This window comes from Paenibacillus sp. OK060, assembly GCF_900101205.1.
Lineage (GTDB): Bacteria > Bacillota > Bacilli > Paenibacillales > Paenibacillaceae > Paenibacillus > Paenibacillus marchantiae.
Genome location: NZ_FNFR01000001.1, coordinates 746,731 through 767,395, shown reverse-complemented (window position 1 = coordinate 767,395; position 20,665 = coordinate 746,731). Strand labels below are relative to the sequence as shown.

Annotated in this window: 18 protein-coding genes; 6 read left to right on the top strand and 12 right to left on the bottom strand. The window is 45.3% G+C overall.

Going from position 1 to position 20,665, the window contains the following annotated elements; genetic code table 11:
* Window positions 1-36 precede the first annotated feature (36 nt).
* The 3 genes from BLS14_RS03535 to BLS14_RS03525 all read right to left on the bottom strand — a co-directional run bounded on the left by BLS14_RS03535 (window position 37) and on the right by BLS14_RS03525 (window position 4,708).
* Window positions 37-642 carry a biliverdin-producing heme oxygenase gene (locus BLS14_RS03535; protein WP_063563486.1) on the bottom strand — a complete coding sequence of 202 codons (606 nt, stop codon included), beginning with the start codon at window positions 640-642 and terminating at the stop codon, window positions 37-39.
* A gap of 295 nt (window positions 643-937) precedes the next feature.
* Window positions 938-4,057 carry an MMPL family transporter gene (locus BLS14_RS03530; RefSeq protein ID WP_090949557.1) on the bottom strand — a complete coding sequence of 1,040 codons (3,120 nt, stop codon included), beginning with the start codon at window positions 4,055-4,057 and terminating at the stop codon, window positions 938-940.
* A 78-nt stretch (window positions 4,058-4,135) separates the two neighbouring features.
* Window positions 4,136-4,708 carry a TetR/AcrR family transcriptional regulator gene (locus BLS14_RS03525; protein WP_090949555.1) on the bottom strand — a complete coding sequence of 191 codons (573 nt, stop codon included), beginning with the start codon at window positions 4,706-4,708 and terminating at the stop codon, window positions 4,136-4,138.
* A 157-nt stretch (window positions 4,709-4,865) separates the two neighbouring features.
* On the opposite strand from BLS14_RS03525, the gene BLS14_RS03520 reads away from it, so the two are divergent.
* From BLS14_RS03520 to BLS14_RS03505, 4 genes are all read left to right on the top strand, one after another.
* Window positions 4,866-5,663, top strand: coding sequence for a Nif3-like dinuclear metal center hexameric protein (locus tag BLS14_RS03520; protein ID WP_090949552.1), 798 nt, complete (start codon window positions 4,866-4,868; stop codon window positions 5,661-5,663).
* Between the two features lie 168 nt (window positions 5,664-5,831).
* Entirely contained in the window at window positions 5,832-6,257 is a 426-nt protein-coding gene (locus BLS14_RS03515) for a DMT family transporter (protein WP_024633836.1), read from the top strand.
* 34 nt (window positions 6,258-6,291) lie between these two features.
* The gene (locus tag BLS14_RS03510) at window positions 6,292-6,990 is read left to right on the top strand and encodes a Crp/Fnr family transcriptional regulator (RefSeq protein ID WP_090805885.1); all 699 of its coding nucleotides are present in this window, start codon (window positions 6,292-6,294) and stop codon (window positions 6,988-6,990) included.
* An 18-nt stretch (window positions 6,991-7,008) separates the two neighbouring features.
* Window positions 7,009-7,494 (top strand): DMT family transporter, encoded by a 486-nt coding sequence (locus BLS14_RS03505; RefSeq protein ID WP_063563626.1) that lies wholly within the window; start codon window positions 7,009-7,011, stop codon window positions 7,492-7,494.
* Between the two features lie 85 nt (window positions 7,495-7,579).
* Here the strand turns inward: BLS14_RS03505 and BLS14_RS03500 are convergent, their stop codons facing one another.
* The 4 genes from BLS14_RS03500 to BLS14_RS03480 all read right to left on the bottom strand — a co-directional run bounded on the left by BLS14_RS03500 (window position 7,580) and on the right by BLS14_RS03480 (window position 12,724).
* Window positions 7,580-8,296 carry a YebC/PmpR family DNA-binding transcriptional regulator gene (locus BLS14_RS03500; protein ID WP_064640900.1) on the bottom strand — a complete coding sequence of 239 codons (717 nt, stop codon included), beginning with the start codon at window positions 8,294-8,296 and terminating at the stop codon, window positions 7,580-7,582.
* Between the two features lie 209 nt (window positions 8,297-8,505).
* Window positions 8,506-10,227 carry an assimilatory sulfite reductase (NADPH) hemoprotein subunit gene (gene cysI / locus BLS14_RS03495; RefSeq protein WP_090949550.1) on the bottom strand — a complete coding sequence of 574 codons (1,722 nt, stop codon included), beginning with the start codon at window positions 10,225-10,227 and terminating at the stop codon, window positions 8,506-8,508.
* Between the two features lie 54 nt (window positions 10,228-10,281).
* Window positions 10,282-12,123 (bottom strand): assimilatory sulfite reductase (NADPH) flavoprotein subunit, encoded by a 1,842-nt coding sequence (locus tag BLS14_RS03490; protein WP_090949547.1) that lies wholly within the window; start codon window positions 12,121-12,123, stop codon window positions 10,282-10,284.
* 211 nt (window positions 12,124-12,334) lie between these two features.
* Entirely contained in the window at window positions 12,335-12,724 is a 390-nt protein-coding gene (locus tag BLS14_RS03480; RefSeq protein WP_090949545.1) for a winged helix-turn-helix transcriptional regulator, read from the bottom strand.
* A gap of 176 nt (window positions 12,725-12,900) precedes the next feature.
* Between BLS14_RS03480 and BLS14_RS03475 the strand changes: the two genes are divergently transcribed.
* A complete protein-coding gene (locus BLS14_RS03475; protein ID WP_090949543.1) occupies window positions 12,901-13,461 on the top strand; it encodes an NAD(P)H oxidoreductase in 561 nt (186 codons plus the stop codon).
* An 89-nt stretch (window positions 13,462-13,550) separates the two neighbouring features.
* Here BLS14_RS03475 and BLS14_RS03470 read toward each other — a convergent pair whose 3' ends face one another.
* Window positions 13,551-15,107, bottom strand: a complete 1,557-nt coding sequence (locus tag BLS14_RS03470) for an ABC-F family ATP-binding cassette domain-containing protein (protein WP_063563476.1) — start codon at window positions 15,105-15,107, stop codon at window positions 13,551-13,553.
* Between the two features lie 245 nt (window positions 15,108-15,352).
* Between BLS14_RS03470 and BLS14_RS03465 the strand changes: the two genes are divergently transcribed.
* Window positions 15,353-15,826, top strand: a complete 474-nt coding sequence (locus BLS14_RS03465) for an SET domain-containing protein (protein WP_063563624.1) — start codon at window positions 15,353-15,355, stop codon at window positions 15,824-15,826.
* A 199-nt stretch (window positions 15,827-16,025) separates the two neighbouring features.
* Here BLS14_RS03465 and BLS14_RS03460 read toward each other — a convergent pair whose 3' ends face one another.
* From BLS14_RS03460 to BLS14_RS03445, 4 genes are read right to left on the bottom strand one after another with little or no spacing between them, the layout of a single operon-like run.
* On the bottom strand, window positions 16,026-16,634 hold the full coding sequence (locus BLS14_RS03460; RefSeq protein WP_064638788.1) for a DUF1349 domain-containing protein: 609 nt from the start codon (window positions 16,632-16,634) through the stop codon (window positions 16,026-16,028).
* A gap of 29 nt (window positions 16,635-16,663) precedes the next feature.
* Window positions 16,664-18,007: a dihydrolipoyl dehydrogenase family protein gene (locus BLS14_RS03455; RefSeq protein ID WP_090949541.1), complete on the bottom strand. Its 1,344-nt coding sequence runs from the start codon at window positions 18,005-18,007 to the stop codon at window positions 16,664-16,666.
* A 39-nt stretch (window positions 18,008-18,046) separates the two neighbouring features.
* A complete protein-coding gene (gene opuFB / locus BLS14_RS03450; protein WP_090949539.1) occupies window positions 18,047-19,561 on the bottom strand; it encodes an osmoprotectant update ABC transporter permease/substrate-binding subunit OpuFB in 1,515 nt (504 codons plus the stop codon).
* Window positions 19,554-20,597 (bottom strand): ABC transporter ATP-binding protein, encoded by a 1,044-nt coding sequence (locus tag BLS14_RS03445; protein WP_063563472.1) that lies wholly within the window; start codon window positions 20,595-20,597, stop codon window positions 19,554-19,556. Before BLS14_RS03445 ends, opuFB begins: the two co-directional genes overlap by 8 nt.
* Between the last annotated feature and the right edge of the window lie 68 nt (window positions 20,598-20,665).

Here is a 20,665-nt window from a genome sequence, read left to right as displayed (position 1 = left end):
AATCCCCTCTCATGATGTGATAACTCTATTTTCAACTTACAGATTATCCGTATTTGTATTGATCCATTGATCAAGTAATCGGAATGTTTCCGAAGCCGTGTGCACCATGATGTCGTGATCTTCTTCCCCCGTGATGGATTGACGCAGTAGTTCCGTGAACTCTGCCCATCTCGTTCTGGTTTCCGTACCGTAGGCATTAAAATATTCCAACCCCCGATCTGCTTCAATCGGCAGGAACTGCGACAAACGTTTGGTCATGATCTGACCTCCGTTCGTAGATCCTTCAATGACATATAAATAACCGAACAACCTTGCTGGTGTCGATATATCAGGAAGATCCTTACATAAAGGAACCTGTCTGATTTCCTCTTCACTGGCGCCCAGATTCCGCAGGTCATTTTCAAGCAAATTTGCTTTTCCTCTAATCCCGATATCCAGTCCCGTGCTTTCCCAGAAAGGCTGCTGTACAGCTTGTTCTTCCAATGGTTTCAGGAACCCGTAAAATTTCTCCAGATATTTCTTATACTCTCCCAAGCTAACGGTTTGATTCATAATAGCCTTGGCATACTCGTTCTGTTCCACTTGTCTGTGATAATGAGCTGTCTCACTCTTCAGACGTTCCATAATGGTACTGGCTGTCATGTAATCATCGCCCTTCTAAGTCGGATCTCTTCATCAGAATTAAGACTTATACTTAACTGAATGTTCAGTGTAGGTTAGAATGGATACTCCATTTCATCTAGATAAAGACTCTATGTAAGTATACTTTTTCTTGTACGAGAAAACTATATGAATCCAGCATCGTTACATCTTTATTACGTTTGTTCGATTATACTAACCAGCTTGAACTCTTTAATTCTATTTTATAGGAAATAGTAAAGACGACCCCTGACATATATTGATCAGGAGTCGTTAGCTAAGCATAGATTAATATTAATTATTTATTTTCATCTGATTTAGATCCCCACTTCGCTAACTTATGCAATAGACTGATCAAAGCGGGTAACAAGATTGGGAGCATCACAAAACTGAGTAATACCAATCCAATGATGACAGATATAGCAACTTCAATCAATGTAACTACACCGGAAGGAATCAGGGCAGCAAAGGTACCTCCCAAAATAACAGCGGCAGAGATGACGACTCCTCCGATATTGCGGGAAGCCTCCGTGATTTTATGAACCGGATCACCTTCAATCTCGCGATATCTCATCATGAGGAAAATGCTGTAGTCCACGCCAAGTGTAACGATCATAATCAGACTGAAGAAAGGAACGTTCCAACTCAGATAATCCACGTTAAGCGGCCCCACTACTAACAATTCATTCAGACCAAGCGCAACGTAATACGTCAGGAACAACGAGCCAACAATGATTACGGACTGCCAGAATGAACGAATGATTACCAGAAGAATGAGCCCAATCCCAATCAACATAATCATGGAAGTTCTGCTCAGGTCACCTCCAGCTAATTTTTGTAGATCAAGATTTTGTGAAGGCACCCCACCAAGCGCCACTTTGGCTTCGCTCAAATCCGTACCAACAAGGGCTGTGTTCAGTTGGTTGCTCAGATTTTGGACAACATCCATCGCCTCTTTAGAGTAAGGATTGTCTGTTAAAATGATGGATATTTCCGCAGTCTTCCGGTCATCAGACATATAAGTATCTAACGATGCTTGGAACTCCTCTCCTGTTAATACCTCTTCAGGAATATAGAAACTTTTGGCTGCATCGGACTGTCCCAGACTGCCCAAATACTCCTCTGCATCCCCAAGACCTTTGGAAACATCTGTAAGCCCTTCTGTACTTGCGGTGAGTCCCGATTTCAATTCACCCATCTTCGCTTGCAAATCGTTCAGACCGGTCAATAACTGATTTTGTCCTTGATTAATTTGTACTAGTCCTTTTCCAACTTCAGACGTTTTCCCAGCGATCTGCTTGCTGCCACTTGCACCATTAACCAGACCTGCAGATAACTCTCCGGCTCCACCTTCAAGTTGACCCACACCCGAAGTCACCCGAGTTAAACCTTGGTTAACCTGAGCCAGGGCTTTGTTCGCTTCCTTGAATGAACCCAGAGCACCATTGTACTGCACCATCAGCGGGTCCATCTGTGTGTATAACTTGTTCAGATCACTTTGAGCCGCCTGGGTAATGCCGATGATTTGTACCGTATCTTCTTCCTGCTGTAACTCAGGATGATTCGTAATGAGTCTTGTCATACTACTTTCGATTTGAGCGTAGGCATCTAGTGCACCCTGAATTGCTGTTTTCATACTATTAAAAGTATCTCTGAACGAACCTAGTCCCTGTTCAAGATCAGCATATCCTTGATGCAACTCAGTTGTACCTTTAGATAGTATATCTACTTTTTCTCTGAGGGTAGCCAGGCCATTTTTCAATGTATCTGCGCCTTTCCTCCCATCGTTCAACCCGACTGTCACCTGATTCATGGCTTTCCCCAGAGCTGCCACTCCTTCTTGCAACTGGCTTGTACCATCAATCAGCTGCTGCACATCACTCAGATCATTGGAAGATTGCAATTGGCCTGCAGCAGAAGATAATCCTTCGTTGATGGTGCCTAATCCATTGTTCGCTTTCCCAATACCTTGATTAAGCTCATCCGCCTGATCATTGATATACAATTCCTTAATTTTTGTTCCGGTTGGTCGGGTAACGCTATAAACTACGGACACACCATCCATTTTGAATACTTTATCCGTCAGATCATCCAGTGCTTTTAAAAACGTTTGGTTATCCATCGACTGCTTGGATTGTACAACCAGTGTGGTTGGGGCAGAGAAACCTGGTGGGTAATGATCCATGATCAGATTAATTCCCTGTTTGGATGTATAATTGTTATTGACCTCAAACAGATCATTATAACTAAGCCGGTTACTGTAGCTGAACAAAAACGGAATGCTGATTACGGCAACAAAAATGATTGCAAGAACAGGTCTACTTGCCGCGTTCCGAGACAAGAATCCCCATAAGCGGCTATCTGCGTGACCTTCAAATTTCCTCGATGGCCAGAACATCTTTTTGCCTAATACAACCATGAAGAATGGATTCAACGTATTGAGGACGACAATGAGAACCGCTACTGCAAATGCCACTGAAGAGGTTGCCTGGTACAACTGAAACTTGGCGAGCATCAGAGCAAGGAATCCGATGAATACAGCAATACCACTATATAACACAGTACGTCCTGCCGTTCTAAACGTCGTTTTGGTTGCGAGAAGTACATCCCCGCCCTGTCTGCTTAACTCTTCCTTAAATCTGGTGTATAACAAAATATTGTAATCCGTACCGATCCCAAACAAAATCACAACCATAAACACTTGGGTAAAGTTAGAGAACGGAAAGTTAAACATGTCTACAAGATGACCCACAATCGCTAATGAAACAACATATGATATACCCACCGTAAGCAGTGAGATAACGGGAATGATCGGTGATCTGAAAATAATAATCAAAATAACGAGGATAAAAATAACCGCGATAATTTCTGTTTTCTGTACCCCATCCTCAATCGATTTGCCAAAGTCATCACCAATCAGATCTGCTCCTGTCAGATATGTATTCACATCTGAGATGGCTGTCGCCTCATTTAACTGACTCACCACTTCCGAAAGGGGAATATCCTCATCCTTAGTGACTGTGATTTGGGTTAAAATCGTGGTTTCGTCCTCGGATATAAGTCGATCAGCTTGCTCTTCACCATCCAGATGGGTTGTGAGCGTCTCTATATTCAGTTGTTTTTCCTGATTTTTCAGGTTGGACAAAACAGATTCGATTTCCGTCTTCTGCTGCTTGGTTAATGCCTGTGCACCTTCTCCACTGTTAAATACAGCGATGATTGAATAGGTATTCCCACTATCCTTATCCATGTCTTTCATCATCGTAGTTGCAATTTGGCTCTGAGCCGTTTCAGGAATTGAAATTTCTCCTTTTTCTTTGACCAGCTGACCAAAATCAGGCATCGTCATTACAGAAACTACGGTAATAAGTATCCATAAAATCAAGGAAAGCGTTCTGGGGTTTCTAAGTTTACTCATACTTTATCCTCACACACCTTATGTCTAGTATAGGAATGAACGTTCATTCCGTTTATGTTGTAAAAAAGGCCAATAGAATCAATGGACTCTAATGGCATTCCACAGGCACTCCTCAAGCTGGTTCATTAACTCCGGCGTTGCTTCCAAAAGACCTTTGTTAAAGTGTTCAAACAAATGCATAGAAGAACCGTAGACAATGTTCATTAACGCTTCTGTCGGCAACATAAGAATAGCTCCCTGCTGCTGCCCCTTATGGATGCATTCATTCAGAAACCCCATAAATTCATTGACGCTTTCCTTGCTTTCATCGTGAAAATGCAGTGCATTACCAGTAGAGTTAATAAACTTTAGCCGATTCGGGTTGGACTCAGCGAACTTAAACAATCCACGGAATATATGATGAAACTGCTCACGTACGGAAATGGGTTTATCCGGAAAGCCTTGCCTCAAGGCATCAAGGAACTCCCTGATACTTTTCTGAAAGAGTTCATTCAACAATACTTCTTTGTTCGTAAAATATCGATATATAGTTCCCGCTCCTACCTGAGCCGAATCCGCAATCATCGGCATGGTTGTTGCATCGAACCCCCTTTGGGCAAAAAGCGTTAAAGCAGCTGCATAAATATCATCTTTTTTGCTGCCTTTAGCCATGAATCTATCCCTCCTTATTTCAGGAATGAACGTTCATTCCGTTTCTTTTGGTTAGTATAACCTCTTTTCCCCCATCTAGCAAGTCTAAGCTAAAGTGCCGTTCTTGCTTCAAAATGGTAAACTAATCCTATATCCTGTCACTGGAGGAATTATACTTATGAACATAACGATTCAAGACATTATACAACATCTCACGGAAAATGTTGAGTTACCTGAACACACCGTGGATCAACTGATTACGGGTTCACCCCACCAAACGGTCACAGGCGTTTTTGTAACTTTTATGCCTACACAACATGTGATTGAGCACGCCATAAAGCGTGGAGCTAATCTAATTATCGCGCATGAACCTCCCTTCTATAACCATCATAGCCATACCGATTGGCTGGCTGATGATCCGGTCTATGAAACCAAAAGAACGCTAATCGACAACGGTGGAATTGCGATCTATCGTTGCCATGATGCAATTCACCGCTTTCAACCGGATGGCATTACGGAAGGATTGGTTCAGGCATTAGGATGGTCCCCTTATGTGGTACAGCATAAACCGGAAGCTGACATTCTATCCTTTCCGGAAGGAATGACAGTTCAGCTTATTGCAGAACATATTAAACGTTCGCTTGGAATCGAATATATACGCCTGGCTGGTGATCCAAGGTTGGTATGCAGACAAGCAGCAGTGCTTGTAGGTTTTCGAGGCAACGGCAATCTGACCATTCCCCTGCTTCAACAGGAAGAGCTGGATCTGATTATCGCAGGTGAAGGATTCGAATGGGAGACACCGGAGTACATACGAGATGCTGTGCAGCAAGGAAAACAAAAGGCTCTTCTTATGATCGGCCATGCCGAGAGTGAGGCTTCCGGGATGAAGCTTTTGTCTGAAAGGTTAGCTACAGCTTTCGCGGAATTGCCTGTTCATTTTATTGGTGAGCAACCGGTGTTTCAAGTATTGTGATCTTCAGAATGACGAGCCATCCTGAGTCCTGTCTGGATTTTGTAGAGGGTTTAATGTACTCTAAATGCTATAACTTCTGAGCTGAGGACATTTGTCCTTGGCTTTTCGAGTGGATATATCATTTAATAGAAATCGAAGAAGTAATGACGCGACAAGGAGAGTACAACCATGAGAGGAATTATTTTTGCACTATTAGGCGGTGCATGCATTACCCTGCAAGGGGTTGCCAATACCCGAATCAGTACGGACATGGGCACCTGGCAAGCCGCAACCATTACCCAACTCACCGGGTTCATTCTGGCGGCTCTGATCCTTGTATTCGTGCGGGACATCAACCTGCAAGGATTGAAGCAAGTGAAGCCCATGTACCTGGCGGGAGGCGCGTTTGGTGCAGTGATTATTTTCAGTGAAGTCACAGCAATCCAGCAAATTGGGGTAACTTTTACGATCTCCGCCCTGTTGATTGCACAGCTTTTCCTGACCTTTCTGGTCGACAGTAACGGATGGTTTGGTGTTGTGAAGCAGAAAATGAAACTACCGCAATTTCTGGGTATAGCATTAATGGTTACGGGCGTCATTATTATGAAGCTGTAGCTGGTCGAGTATATAGTCGGGGGTGAAAGACGTTATGGAAGAGTTTCAGAATGAGCATCAATTATTGCACTATTTAAAACAATATCAACTCGAATCGGTATTTCACCAGCCCCTGCGTCCGCATATGACGTTATGCCACTTCGAGAAGTGTGAATTAATCTGCCGTGAAGGCGAAACATCCGAATATTTATATGTGCTGGTCGAGGGGAAAGTCAAAATCTTCACGACCTCACCACAGGATAAAACACTCGTTCTTTGTTTTAAAACACCGCTTGAAGTGGTTGGTGATATTGAGTACGTTCGGGAGAGTAACATCGTGAACACCGTACAAGCGGTCTCACCTGTCGTGATGCTACGCATTCATTATCAATGGTTAGTTGAACTCGCTAGCGATTACGCACCCCTGTTGAAATTTTTACTCAAAATTATTTCCCACAAGTTTTACATTGATTCGAACTTCTCCAACTTCAACCTGATGTATCCGGTCGAGGTTCGATTAGCCAGCTATCTGCTCTCCATCTCTACCGAAGAAGCGGGGACTGTTGTCCACGAAGAACTGGACGCCTTTAATTTGACAGATATCGCGAATCTGATCGGTACGAGTTATCGGCATTTGAATCGGGTGATTCAGAAGCTGTGTGCAGATGGATTAATCATGCGGAATCAGGGCTTTATTATGGTCAAAGATCGGGCAGGTCTGGCAGAAGTGGCGGGTCACAACATCTATGAATAAGGAGATCTCTATCCTATGATCATTACAGGTATTTTACTAGCGTTACTGGCAGGTTCTCTTGTCAGTCTGCAGACCATCTTTAATAGTAAGGTAAATGAACGTACCGGCTCGTGGTCCACGACAACGATGGTGCTTTTCACCGGGTTTATTGCATCGTTTCTGATTTCTCTAGTGGTGGAGGGCAAAAATACGTTCAGCTTCCAACATATGCAGCCCTGGTATTGGCTTAGCGGAGCTATCGGTGTTGGGGTGGTCTTCTGTCTCGTTCAGGGCATGAAGCTGCTCGGTCCCACCTTTGCGATCTCTATCGTACTTACATCCCAGTTAAGTTTCGCCTTGCTGTTTGATTCCATGGGATGGCTTGGACTGGAGCAGATTCCATTCTCGTGGAACCAGCTTCTTGGTGTTCTTGTCATCGTGGGCGGTATTGTGTTATTCAAGTTTGGCGGTAGCAAATCGGCAAAATCGAAAAAATCTCCTGGTGCATTGCAATCCGATTCATAGGAGAACAATAAAAAGAGTGTCTGTCCAATCCGTTGATTGGCTAGACACTCTTTTTGGCAATCAAACCACGTATCGTTTAGTTCGCTTAAACGAACTCTACGTTGTGATACACTTGCTGAACATCTTCAAGGTCTTCAAGCGCATCAATCAGTTTCTCGAACTGAGCTTGTGCATCCTCTGGAAGTTCAATATGGTTTTGCGCAAGCATCGTCAGCTCGGCTACTGTGAACTCAGTAACACCGGCAGCTTTAAATGCTTCCTGTACAGCGTGGAATTGATCCGGTTCTGCATATACGATCACAGCATCGTCTTCGTCCACGATATCACGTACATCCACATCTGCTTCAAGCAGAAGTTCCAGTACTTCCTCGGAGTTTTTGCCTTCTACCCCGATTACCGCTGTAGGATCAAACATATAAGCAACTGAACCACTCACACCCATATTGCCCGCGTTTTTGTTAAATGCCGAGCGCACTTCCGGTGCAGTACGGTTCACATTATTGGTGAGGGCATCCACGATAACCATGGCACCATTGGGCCCGAATCCTTCATAACGCAGTTCTTCATAATTTTCGTCCCCGCTGCCTTTTGCCTTTTCCATGGCACGGTCAATAATTGCTTTGGGTACGTTATACGTTTTGGCACGTTCCAGCACGACTTTCAGTGCGCGGTTCGCTTCCGGGTCCGGTTCGCCCTTCTTGGCAGCTACATAAATCTCAACGCCGAATTTAGCATAGACCCGGCTAGTATTTGCATCTTTTGAAGCTTTTTTTTCTTTAATATTATTCCACTTACGACCCATATCGTTTCCGCTCACTTTCAACATATAATCTGCTTTCTACTTTGTCATTATATCTTGTTGGGCGTACTTCAACAAGTTTAGACTCACGAAAAAATGGTAAAAGACAAGTTGATTTCACCTTACCACGTTCCAAATCCCAAAGAGAAACGATCCAAAAACGCCAAAGAAGCAATTCCCTAGGGAATGCTTCTCTTCACGAATTCATCTAATTAGGCATGAAACTGTTGACCGTCCAGCACTTCAGGCACATAACCGGCACGAATGACGAAATCTCCAAAATGCTCACCATCATTGCGCTCTTTGGCATATTGATTCACCATTGGAGTCAATGTATCCAAAATTTCGGTTTCGCCAATATTTTCTTTGTACAATTTGTTCAAACGATGCCCGGTAAAACTTCCACCCAGATACATATTGTATTTTCCCGGAGCTTTGCCGATAAACGAGATCTCGGCCAGCATCGGTCTCGCGCAGCCGTTCGGACAACCCGTCATACGAATGACAATCTCTTCGTCTCTCAGCCCCGCTTCGTCCAGTACAGGCTCCAGCTTGTCGATCAGTGATGGAAGATACCGTTCGGATTCCGCCATGGCAAGACCACAAGTCGGAAGCGCCACGCAAGCCATAGAATTTCTGCGAAGCGCCGAGTAATGAGCACCATCGGTCAGATTGTATTGCTCAATCAGTGCCTCAATCTTTTTCTTCTTCTGGCTGCTGATGTTCCCGATCATGAGATTCTGATTGGCTGTGAGACGGAAATCTCCAGTATGGATTTTGGCAATTTCACGCAGACCTGTCATGAGCGGATAACCGTCCACATCCTTCACACGTCCATTTTGAATGAACAAGGTGTAGTGCCATCTGCCGTTGCTGCCTTTCACCCAACCGTAACGATCTCCATTATGTTCAAAATGGAACTCGCGCGCCGCATCCAGCTTCCAGCCGAGACGACTCGTCAGTTCTTCCACAAACCAGGCGAGGCCGCGGTCATCGATTGTATATTTGAAACGGGCATGTTTACGTACTGCACGATCCCCATAATCACGTTGAATCATAACCGTCTTCTCCGCAACATCAATCATTTGCTCTGGTGTACAGAAACCAATGACTTTGGACACCTGCGGATAAGTCTTCGGATCACCATGAGACATGCCCATACCACCGCCGACAGAAACGTTAAAGCCTTGCAGCTTGCCGTTCTCTACAATAGCGATAAATCCGAGATCCTGCGAAAACACATCTACATCATTGGATGGTGGAACAGCAATCCCAATTTTGAACTTACGCGGCAAATACACTTTGCCATAAATCGGTTCTACCTCTTCATCTGTGTCTTGTGAATCGATAATTTTCTCTCCATCCAGCCACAACTCATGATACGCACGAGTCCGTGGATCCAGGTGATTACTCACCTGGCATGCCCATTCATATACTTCAGCATGAATGTCCGATTGGTCTGGATTCGGATTACACATGACGTTCCGGTTCACGTCGCCACATGCAGCTAGGGTACTGAGCAACGAATCGTTTACTTCACGAATGGTATTTTTGAGGTCCCATTTGAGCACACCATGCAGTTGAAATGATTGGCGCGTCGTCAGACGAATGGTCTCATTCGCATATTTATGCGCTACACGATCCATCATCAACCACTGTTCGGGTGTAACAATTCCTCCGGAAGCACGCACACGCAACATGAATTGATAGGCAGGCTCCAGCTTGGATTTATTCCGCTCATTACGCAGGTCACGGTCGTCTTGCATATAACTGCCGTGATGTTTCATCAGACGGTTATCGTCCTCAGGAATCGCACCACTGATCCGATCCGCCAGCGTTTCAGTCAGACTTCCACGCAAGTAGTCACTTTTGATCTTTATATCTTCCACATCACTGTTCGTGCGCTGCGGGTTAAGTAAGTTATTATAAGTCATGCTGCTATCTCCTCTCGTATCTCCGGGATGCCTTATCCGGCATATAATCTGTAATTAATACACATCCCGCTGATAACGTTTTTCCTGCTGCAAACGTGTCAAATATTCCACTGCCTGATCAGGTGTTAGGCCACCCTCTTGTTCAAGAATGGTCGCGAGTGCAGCATGAACATCATGTGCCATTCGTTTCTCGTCACCACAGATATATATAACTGCACCTTCCTGTAACCATTGATACAGCTCTTTGCTATGTTCCAGCATCCGATGCTGCACATATACTTTCTCTTCTGCATCACGGGAAAAAGCAACATCCATCTTCGTAAGAACGCCGTCCTTGAGCCAGCGCTGCCATTCGGTCTGATAGAGGAAATCGGTGGAGAAATGCTGATCGCCGTAGAACAGCCACGTCTTGCCTTCTGCACCCGTCTCTTCACGCTCTCCAAGGAAAGATCTGAACGGAGCTACACCTGTACCTGGTCCAATCATGATGATTGGAGCATCCGGGTTATCCGGCAGTTTGAAGTTTGGATTTTGTTGAATGAATACAGGCAATGTATCACCTAATTCGACTCGTTCAGCCAGATGAACAGAGCACACACCATAGCGCTCTCTGCCCCGTGACTCATAACGTACTGTACGAACGGTAAGATGAACTTCATCCGGGAAAGACTTCGAACTGCTTGCGATCGAATATAAACGTGCTGGGATTTTACGAAGCACAGCTACGCACGATGCAGCCGGAATACCTTTAAGCCCATAATCCTGTACCAGATCCAGCAAATCACAACTGTTCATGGCTTTCCGGAATTCCGAATCATCTGCGAGCAGAGCGGGCAACCCGCTACCCGGGCTCAGCTTTGCCAGCTGCTCCACAACGGGTCTTGTGACAGCAGTAATTTCGAAGTAACGCAATAATGCTTCACGTACAGAAACCTGGTCTCCACTTTTATTAACCGTAACGCGCTCATCTGCATTCCATTCCATGGCTGCAATCAGCTCATCGACCAGGCGTGGATGATTCTCAGGGAACACACCCAGGCTGTCACCCGGTTCGTAGTCCAGATTGGAACCTTCCAGAGACAATTCAATATGACGTGTCTCACGGTCCGATCCTCTGCCGTTCAGGTTAAGATTTTCCAGCACTTCCGCCTTGTATGGATTCGTCCGGTTGAACTCAGATTCACCGCTACTTACTGCGGCTCCAACCGCTTCACTGGTTACCACTCCCGCAGCAGCCGGTGTACTGCTAAGTGAAGCAAGCACAACATTCATCCACTCTGCAGCCGCTTCATCAAAATCAACATCACAGTCCACACGTGGTACAAGCGCTGTTCCGCCAAGCTCCTGCAAACGAATGTCAAAATCCTTTCCTGTCTTACAGAAGTACTCATACGAAGTATCTCCCAAAGCCAATACGGAGTACCGCAATCCATCAAGCTTCGGAGCCCGTTTGCTATGTAGGAATTCATGCAACGGAATCGCATTATCCGGCGGTTCGCCTTCTCCATGTGTGCTGACAATAATGAGAAGATTCTCTACTTTTTTCAGTCCGTTCGGTTTGAAATCTCCCATTGACGACAGGGTCACCTGAAGACCCTGCTCTTCAAGCTTTTTCGCCAGTTTCTTGGATAGTCCGCTGGAGTTCCCGGTTTGTGATCCAAAGAGTACCGTAACTTCCCTGGACACCACAACAGGTGCACTTTCAGGAGTAATACCTGCTGAAGATGCAGGCTGTTGTTCCACACCAGCAGGTGCAGCTACAGCCGCAAATCCCTGAATGGCTGTCAGATATCCGCTAAGCCACGTTTTCTGTCCATCGTTCAATGTAGGAATAAGGCGATTGAGCAGCTCAACCTGTTCCTGATTAAAAGGGCTGTTTGTCACTTGAAGTTCCACCATTTGCCACCTCGCGCATTACGTCAATTTTAATTCCTACTAAAATGATCATATTAATTTCTACTCTCTTGAACCTACCATACCCAATGGTAGGGGTCAATTTCGATGATTTTATGGTATTTATCAGTTTCACTGATAAAGGACAAAAAAACAACAAATACCCTCCTCCTCGATTCAGGAAGGTTTTGTTGTTTTTTAATCTGGGAGAAGTTTAGTTCGAAGTCGAAAGCGGAATATATTCGCTAAAATGATTCTCCAGCACTTTGTTTTTATCTCCATATACTCTGTCCAGATGATTCTCTCCCCACATACAGATGCGATCGATGATTGCCTGCAGTGTAAAGCCATACTCGGTCAGCTCATACTCTACTTTGGGTGGAATCTGGGGATGAATAATTCGATGGATGATTTCATTCTTTTCAAGATCACGCAGCTGCTGGGTAAGGACCTTCTGAGTAATGCCAGGGATAGCTCTGCGAAGTTCGCTTGTTCGTTTTTTACCTGTTATCAGTTGATGCAGAATAAGAATCCTCCATTTCCCTCCGACCAGTTCCAGCATTGCCTGCACACCACTCTCATATCTTTTCAGTTCCTGTTCCACTGGGAATCCCCCTTAAATCACATATATGTATATCCATTATTATAAGTAACCGAAGAACCTTAAGGTATCTACAGCACTCGAAGGTGCGTACTTCTCAATAAGATGTCATGAAACTTATAATAACATTGGTCAGAACGTTAAACCAAAAAATGAAGGAAAAAGGTGGTTACTCATACATGAAAATCAAACTGGTCGTTACTCACCCAAGACAGGACTCCCTAACATTTGCCGTGATGAATCGTTTTATAGAAGGTCTGAAGGGGAATCACCATGAAATTGATATCCTTGATCTGTATCATGATGGATTCGATCCGTTATATAGCGTAGAAGATGAGCGAGATTGGCAAAATCCCGATAAGCAACATGCCCCTGTGATTCGCAAAGAGCTGGATCGCGTGCTCGCGGCTGATGCCATTGTCTTTATTTTCCCGGTATGGTGGTACAACGTTCCTTCCATGCTCAAAGCTTATCTGGACAAGGTATGGAACATGGGGCTGCTGAATAAAGCAAATTCCAAAAAGGCACTCTGGATTGCACTAGCTGGAGGAACGGAAGCTTCATTCCATAAATACGATTATTACAACATGATTTCGAATTATCTGAATAATGGGATCGCGGGTTACGCAGGATTGCAGGAATCCCGAGTCGAGTTTCTCTATGAAACCATATCCGATTCCAAAACGCATATTGAAGGCTTGCTGGAGCAAGCCTATCAAATCGGCAGACATTACAAGTAACCTATGCAACGCAAAAAGACAGCGTCCATTTAACCTTGGCGCTGTCTTCTGTATGCTTGTTCATGTTTCTTCTAGTGCAGGCACTAAAATTAAAATACCTTCGTTGTCCACGACTCACAATTCCATGTCTCCGTAACCACATCACGATAGAATTCAGGTTCGTGAGAGATCAGCAAAATGCTGCCTTTGTATGCTTTGAGTGCGCGTTTCAACTCTTCCTTCGCATCAACGTCCAAATGGTTCGTCGGCTCATCGAGTACGAGCAGATTTGTTTCGTTATTGATCAGTTTGCAGAGACGAACTTTGGCTTTCTCGCCACCGCTCAGTACCGCAACCTTGCTCTCAATATGCTTGGTAGTCAGTCCGCATTTTGCGAGTGCAGCACGCACTTCAAATTGGGTATAGGAAGGGAACTCCTGCCAGATCTCTTCAATACAGGTATTGTAGTTGGCATCCTTCATCTCTTGTTGGAAATATCCAATCTCCAGATGTTCACCGCGCTGAACGGTTCCTTCCAAAGCTGGAATCTCACCCAGAATGCTGCGCATCAGGGTTGTTTTACCGATACCATTCGCACCAACGAGAGCGATCTTCTGACCACGCTCCATACGCAGGTCCAGTGGTCTCGACAACGGCTCATTGTATCCAATGACAAGGCCTTTTGTTTCGAAAATGAGCTTACCGGACGTTCTTGCATCACGGAAGTTAAACTGTGGTTTCGGTTTTTCCTTGGCGATTTCGATGACATCCATCTTGTCCAATTTCTTCTGTCTGGACATCGCCATGTTGCGTGTAGCCACACTTGCCTTATTACGGGCCACAAAATCCTTGAGATCAGCAATTTCCTGTTGTTGACGCTTATACGCCGACTCCAGTTGCTGTTTTTTCATCTCATGGACTTCCTGGAAATGACTATAATCGCCCACATAACGGGTGAGATCCTGATTTTCCATGTGATAGATCAAGTTAATTACACTGTTCAGGAACGGGATATCATGCGAGATCAGAATAAAAGCATTCTCATATTCCTGCAAATAGCGTTTCAGCCATTCGATATGCAATTCATCCAGATAGTTCGTAGGCTCATCCAGGAGCAGAATATCCGGTTTTTCAAGCAGCAGCTTGGCGAGCAATACCTTCGTACGTTGTCCACCACTAAGGTCGTTAACGTCCTTATCCAGACCGATATCGGTTAGACCCAGACCGCGTGCTGTCTCGTCGACTTTGGCATCGATCATGTAGAAATCCTGGTTAGTCAGCGTATCCTGAATCGTACCTACATCCTCCAGCAGCTGTTCTAATTCCTCCGGAGTTACATCGCCCATCTTACCATACATATCATTCATTTCTTGTTCCATGTCAAACAAATACTGGAATGCTCCACGAAGGACATCACGAATGGATTGTCCCTTGCTGAGCACAGCGTGCTGATCCAAATATCCGACACGCATACGTTTGGACCACTCCACTTTGCCTTCATCCGGCTGGAGTTTACCTGTAATAATGTTCATGAAGGTAGATTTCCCCTCACCATTGGCCCCGATCAGACCAATATGTTCGCCTTTCAGGAGGCGGAAAGAAACGTTGTTAAAGATAGCACGGTCACCAAAACCGTGACTTAATTTTTCGACATTTAATATGCTCATTCATGACACCTTTTCTATATAGACTTAATTCTTTGTATATTATAAGCGTTATATCATGCACAACTCAACGCCCTATTGTAAATTTAGCACCATTTTTCGATGAAATGTCCTTCGTTTTGACCCCTGATCCACTCAAACTGATATCAATGACATTTGCCTTATAGGTATGGATGAGTTAAAATTTTTCCTTAAACGACTTACTACTATAAGAATGGAGCTCTCTTGGAGAGCATCAGGTGAAAATCATGATTGAAGTGAAACAATCCAAATTGGGTAATGGCGAATTTAACCGCGGCGTATTTGCAACCGTAGACATTCCAAAAGGCCAGCTGATCCATCAGGCTCCAGTTGTCCCTTATCCCAATGAAGACCACGAACATGTTGAGAAAACAATTCTCGAAGATTACGTATTCGAATACGGAGCCAATCATACGGCTATCCTGCTGGGCTATGGCAGTTTGATCAACCATTCCTACGAGCCTAACGCCACCTATGATATCAACTTTGAAAACCACACTTTTGACTTCTATGCTTATACAGATATCAAAGCCGGCGAAGAAGTATTGATTAATTATAATGGCGAGGAAGATAACATGGACCCATTATGGTTTCTGGATGATTACGAAGAACGTATGCGTGAGTTGAACGAAGTAAGTGATGGTGCAGAGGATGCTGATGGCATCGAATCTGACTCCAAGGATACGGACTCAAGCAAATAAGACCTTGAGGATAAACGACAACAGTATTGCAACTTCATGTGAAAAAAATTCAAATAAGCCTCACCATAATCGTTGAAGGCTTGATAAATTAACCTCATGGTGCTGCCTAATTCAAACGAAAACAAGCAAGTCCTCCACCAAGGAAGACTTGCTTGTTTTCGTTTGTTGCGATAAAGTCACATTTCCCAACCACACAATCTTAATCGGCAATGGGAGGGTCTGTGTGCAGATCCTGATCCGGTTCAGTCAATTTCCATTTGGTAAACGCAACCTCGAACCCGGCACGCTTAGGAGAACAGAGAAACGGTCCTGCTTGCTTGTTCGTCGGATAAGCAAACCTCGCGACCCGAATGGTACGCCAGGGATGCTCGTCTGTGCGGGCCCGAATAACTACGGCTTCGTCGTGGTATGAAGCCCGAATGGTAACGATGCGTCCACCCCACTCCGGTACAGGTGAAAGCGACCAATCGGAAAACCGATCCGTTACGACCGCCCCTACATGAGCCACGCCGTCATTTACTTCAACCCCCGCCTTGATCCATTGATCCTGTCCATGCCAGAGCATTAACCCTGCCTGATCATATAATTCCGTGAATGAACTCAGATCAAATGATACTTCGATTGCCTTGGTTCCATCCCATGGAGCAAGCATGGCATGTCCATTCTGATGGCAGAAACCATAGAAGGTCTTCTCCCAAAAGTCACTGCCCTCCTGTGCCTCCACAATTAGACGGTCACCTTCCGTTCGCGCCTGAACCGGTTCGGTTGTCCACTCGGCTTCATGAATCCGATGAAAATGAACTGACATAATTCTTCCCTTCCTTCCACACCATCACATTAAAATAAAGAGCCTATATCCGATGCGGCTGTAGGATATGCAAAATTCATGGTGTTTAGCTGATCGGTCGTCAAATCGAACTGAATTGCCATGGCGAACAGGTTAATCAGTTCTTCTGTTTTGCCACCCAATACATGGGCACCCAAGATACGTCCTGTTGACTTGTCGATTACAACTTTGGCCATGGCATATTTTTCATTCGTACGTTTATAAGTATACCATTTCGACATGTCATTTACCTTCACCTCATAGCCCTCTTTCTTGGCCTGCTCCACATCAAGGCCAACAGAACCCAGGGATGGCACGGTAAATACAATGGAGGGCATTACTTTATAATTAGGTTTGTTATGATTGCCTTCAAGCAGATTCAAGGATACTGCGCGTGATTCCTGGCCTGCGAGCGGAGTCAACGGAAGTCCTTCCGTTGCGGTAACATCGCCTGCCGCGTAGACTCTTGGATTGCTTTCGCTCTGCAAGTACTCATTAACGGAGATGCCTTTTTTCGTATAGCTGACATTTCCCTTCTCCAGTTCAAGCCCCTCTACATTCGGAATACGCCCTGCTCCGTGAACGACAAGTCCACATTGCCATTGATGATCAGCCCCATTGCGGGTTCCACTGACCACATATGTGTTTCCCTGCTGACGAATTGCCTTCACTTCCGCATTCAAGTGTACATGAATGCCTACTTCTTCGGATTTTTGCAGCAGCATGTCCACCAGTTCCGAATCAAACTGTTCCAGCGGCTGTTCACCTCGATGAATAATATGGACTTCCGTACCAGCTCTGGCCGCAATATGTGCAAATTCAAAAGCAATGTAACCTCCACCTACCAGAACCAATTTATCTGGCAGCTGTTCCAGATCAAGAAAATCATCGCTGTATTTCAGATGCTCTACACCATCAATAGAAAGTGGTGCTGGACGCGCTCCTGTTGCGATGAGAATATGTTTCCCCCGCAGTACTTCGTCCCCTACACGAATATGATCTTCGTCGACAAAAGAAGCCTTGCCATGGAACGTATGCATCCCGGCCTGCTTGAACTTATCCTCACTTGCTCTCGGAATACTCTCCGTAAATGTTCGCTTGAACGCCATAAGTTCCGACCACTGAATAGAAGCGTTACCTTCCACTCCTTTGCCCTTCATTCGTTCATTCCAGTCGATCAGTTCAGCCGCTCCTGCAAGTACTTTCTTGGGATCACAGCCCCGTAACGCACAGGTTCCGCCAAACTCTCGTTCATCAATCACGGCAATTTTCCATCCGGCTTCGGCGCAGCGGGATATAACAGAGCTTGCAGCGCTCCCGGTTCCAATCGCGATCAGATCATAAGGTTGTGTCATGTTAGTTCCTCCTCTTCATGTATAACCGTAAATATCAAGCTATATTAACCCTGCTTTTTGCAGATAATCCGTTGCCACTTGTTCTGGACTCGCTCCATTAACGTTCACTTCGTAATTCATTTGACGCATCTCATCGTCCGTGATCCGGCCTGCAAGTTGATTCAGTACCTCCACCAGCTGCGGATATTGGTCTGCCGTTTCTTTGCGGAGCATCGGCGCCCCCTGATATGGCGGGAACAATGCCTGATCATCCTCCAGCACAACGAGTTTATACTGTCTCAGTTCACTGTCTGTGGAATAGGCATCTAGCAAATTAATGTCTCCACGCTGCACGGCTGAATAACGCAGTTTCGGTTCCATTGTGGCTACGTTCGGGAATTTGATGCCATACTTCTTCTGAATTCCAACATAACCGTCTTCCCGATCAGAGAATTCCAGTGTGAATCCTGCCTTAATCTGCTGCTGTACTGATTTAAGATCCGATATCGTCTTCAGATTATACTGATCGGCAACCTTCTGAGGCACAGCCAAAGTATACGTATTGTTGTAATCCATCGGGTTCAGAAGAACCATATTGAATTGGCTCAACATCCCGTCTCTTGCCTGCTCATACACTTCTGTGCGATCTGTGCTGACGGCGGTTTCCTTCATAAATTCAGATATGGCGGTACCCGTAAATTCTGGATAAATATCAATATCACCTGATTTCAGTGCATTGAACAGAAATGTGGTTTTCCCCAATCCTGGTTTCAATTCAACCTTCAGATCGGTATCTTTTTCAATGAGCAATTTGTACATATTAATCAGAATCTCTGGTTCGGCACCCAGCTTTCCAGCAATAACCAGATCTTTTTGCCCTCCACGGGAGAGCCAAGGAATAGTGATTACCAGAACGGCCACCAGAGCGAGTGTTCCGAGAGTGACCAGCGTTTTCTTGAATGATAAACGTTGGAACTGGCGGAGCAGCACATCAAACAAAATGGCAAGCAAGGCGGCTGGGATGGCTCCCAGAATAATCAATGCCGTATCATTTCGATCAATACCTAGCAAAATGAGTTCACCCAGACCTCCCGCGCCAATCAGGGCTGCAAGCGTTGCTGTACCTACAATCAGAACCATTGCGGTACGAATGCCTGCCATAATGACAGGCATCGCGAGTGGCAGCTCCACTTTGGTGAGACGTTGACGACTGTTCATGCCCATCGCATTCGCTGCCTCGACCATGGAAGGATCAACTTCCGATATGCCCGTATACGTGTTGCGGAGTACCGGAAGCAGGGCATACACTACAAGCGCAATAATCGCAGGAAATGTACCGATGCCGAATAACGGAATGAGCAATCCGAGTAGAGCCAGAGACGGGATCGTTTGCAGTACGGCTGTTACCCCAATAATCGGCTCAGCCACTCTTGGCTTGCGTGTCAGATAAATGCCAAGCGGAATAGCGATCAGAACGGCAAAGAACAACGCGATAAATGAGATCTGAATATGCTCAAGGAGGGCAGACAACAACTGTCCTTTCCGCTCGCTGAACACTTCCGTAAATCTACTCATGTGCTTCACCCCGTTCCTGCAACTGTCCGGACCAGTACCGGATCAGATCGGCTCGACTCACCTGTCCTATAATCTGGTGGTCTTTCTCGACCAGTAAATGATCATGAGAAGCCATGATTTCCACAAAATCCGGCAGCGTAATCGATACGGGAACAGCCGTTTTGGCTGACTTCGGCACATGCCCGGGTGAGAGCGGGGACATGATCGATTCAAGATCAAATATTGAAGTCAGTCGTTCTTGTTCGCCGGAGCCCGCTCTTAATTCATACATTGGGTCGTCTCCATCAGATACAGGCTGTGAACTCCTATCCGAACCAGAACCGCCAACAAAGTCACGTACAAATTCATTCGCTGGCTGCTGGATTAGTTCTTCCGGGGTGCCTACCTGTAACACTTGCCCATCCTTCATGATGCAGATACGATCACCCAGCTTCATCGCTTCCTGAATATCATGGGTAACAAATACAATCGTCTTCTTCATCTGACGCTGAATATCCAGAATATCGTCTTGCAATTTCTCGCGGCTCATCGGGTCAAGTGCACTGAACGGTTCATCCATCAGTACAATTTCGGGATCGGCAGCAAGTGCGCGCAATACACCGATTCTCTGTTGTTGTCCACCAGATAGCTCAGCAGGCTTGCGATCACTGTATGTGGTACCTTTCAGTCCGACCATGTCCAGCAAAGTATGTACGCGATCCTTGATTTGCTCTGACTTCCACTTTCGGAGTTCAGGAACAACCGCAATATTTTCGGCAATCGTCATATGTGGGAACAACGCAATCTGTTGTAGCACATATCCGATATTCCACCGCAATTCATGAATGTTATATTCATCGATAGGTCGTTCATTAATTCGTACGGTCCCATCTGTCCGCTCGATCAGACGATTGATCATTTTGAGCATTGTGGTTTTGCCGCAACCGCTCGGACCAATCATGACGAACAGCTCTCCCTTGTTAATGTTGAGATTAACCTGACGCAGAGCATGGGTTCCATCAGGGTATTGCTTGGATACATTTTCGAACTGAATCATCCGTTCTCTTCTCTCCTTTTATCAAACATTCATTCTCATCTATTTCCCCAAAAGCGTACACGTATAAT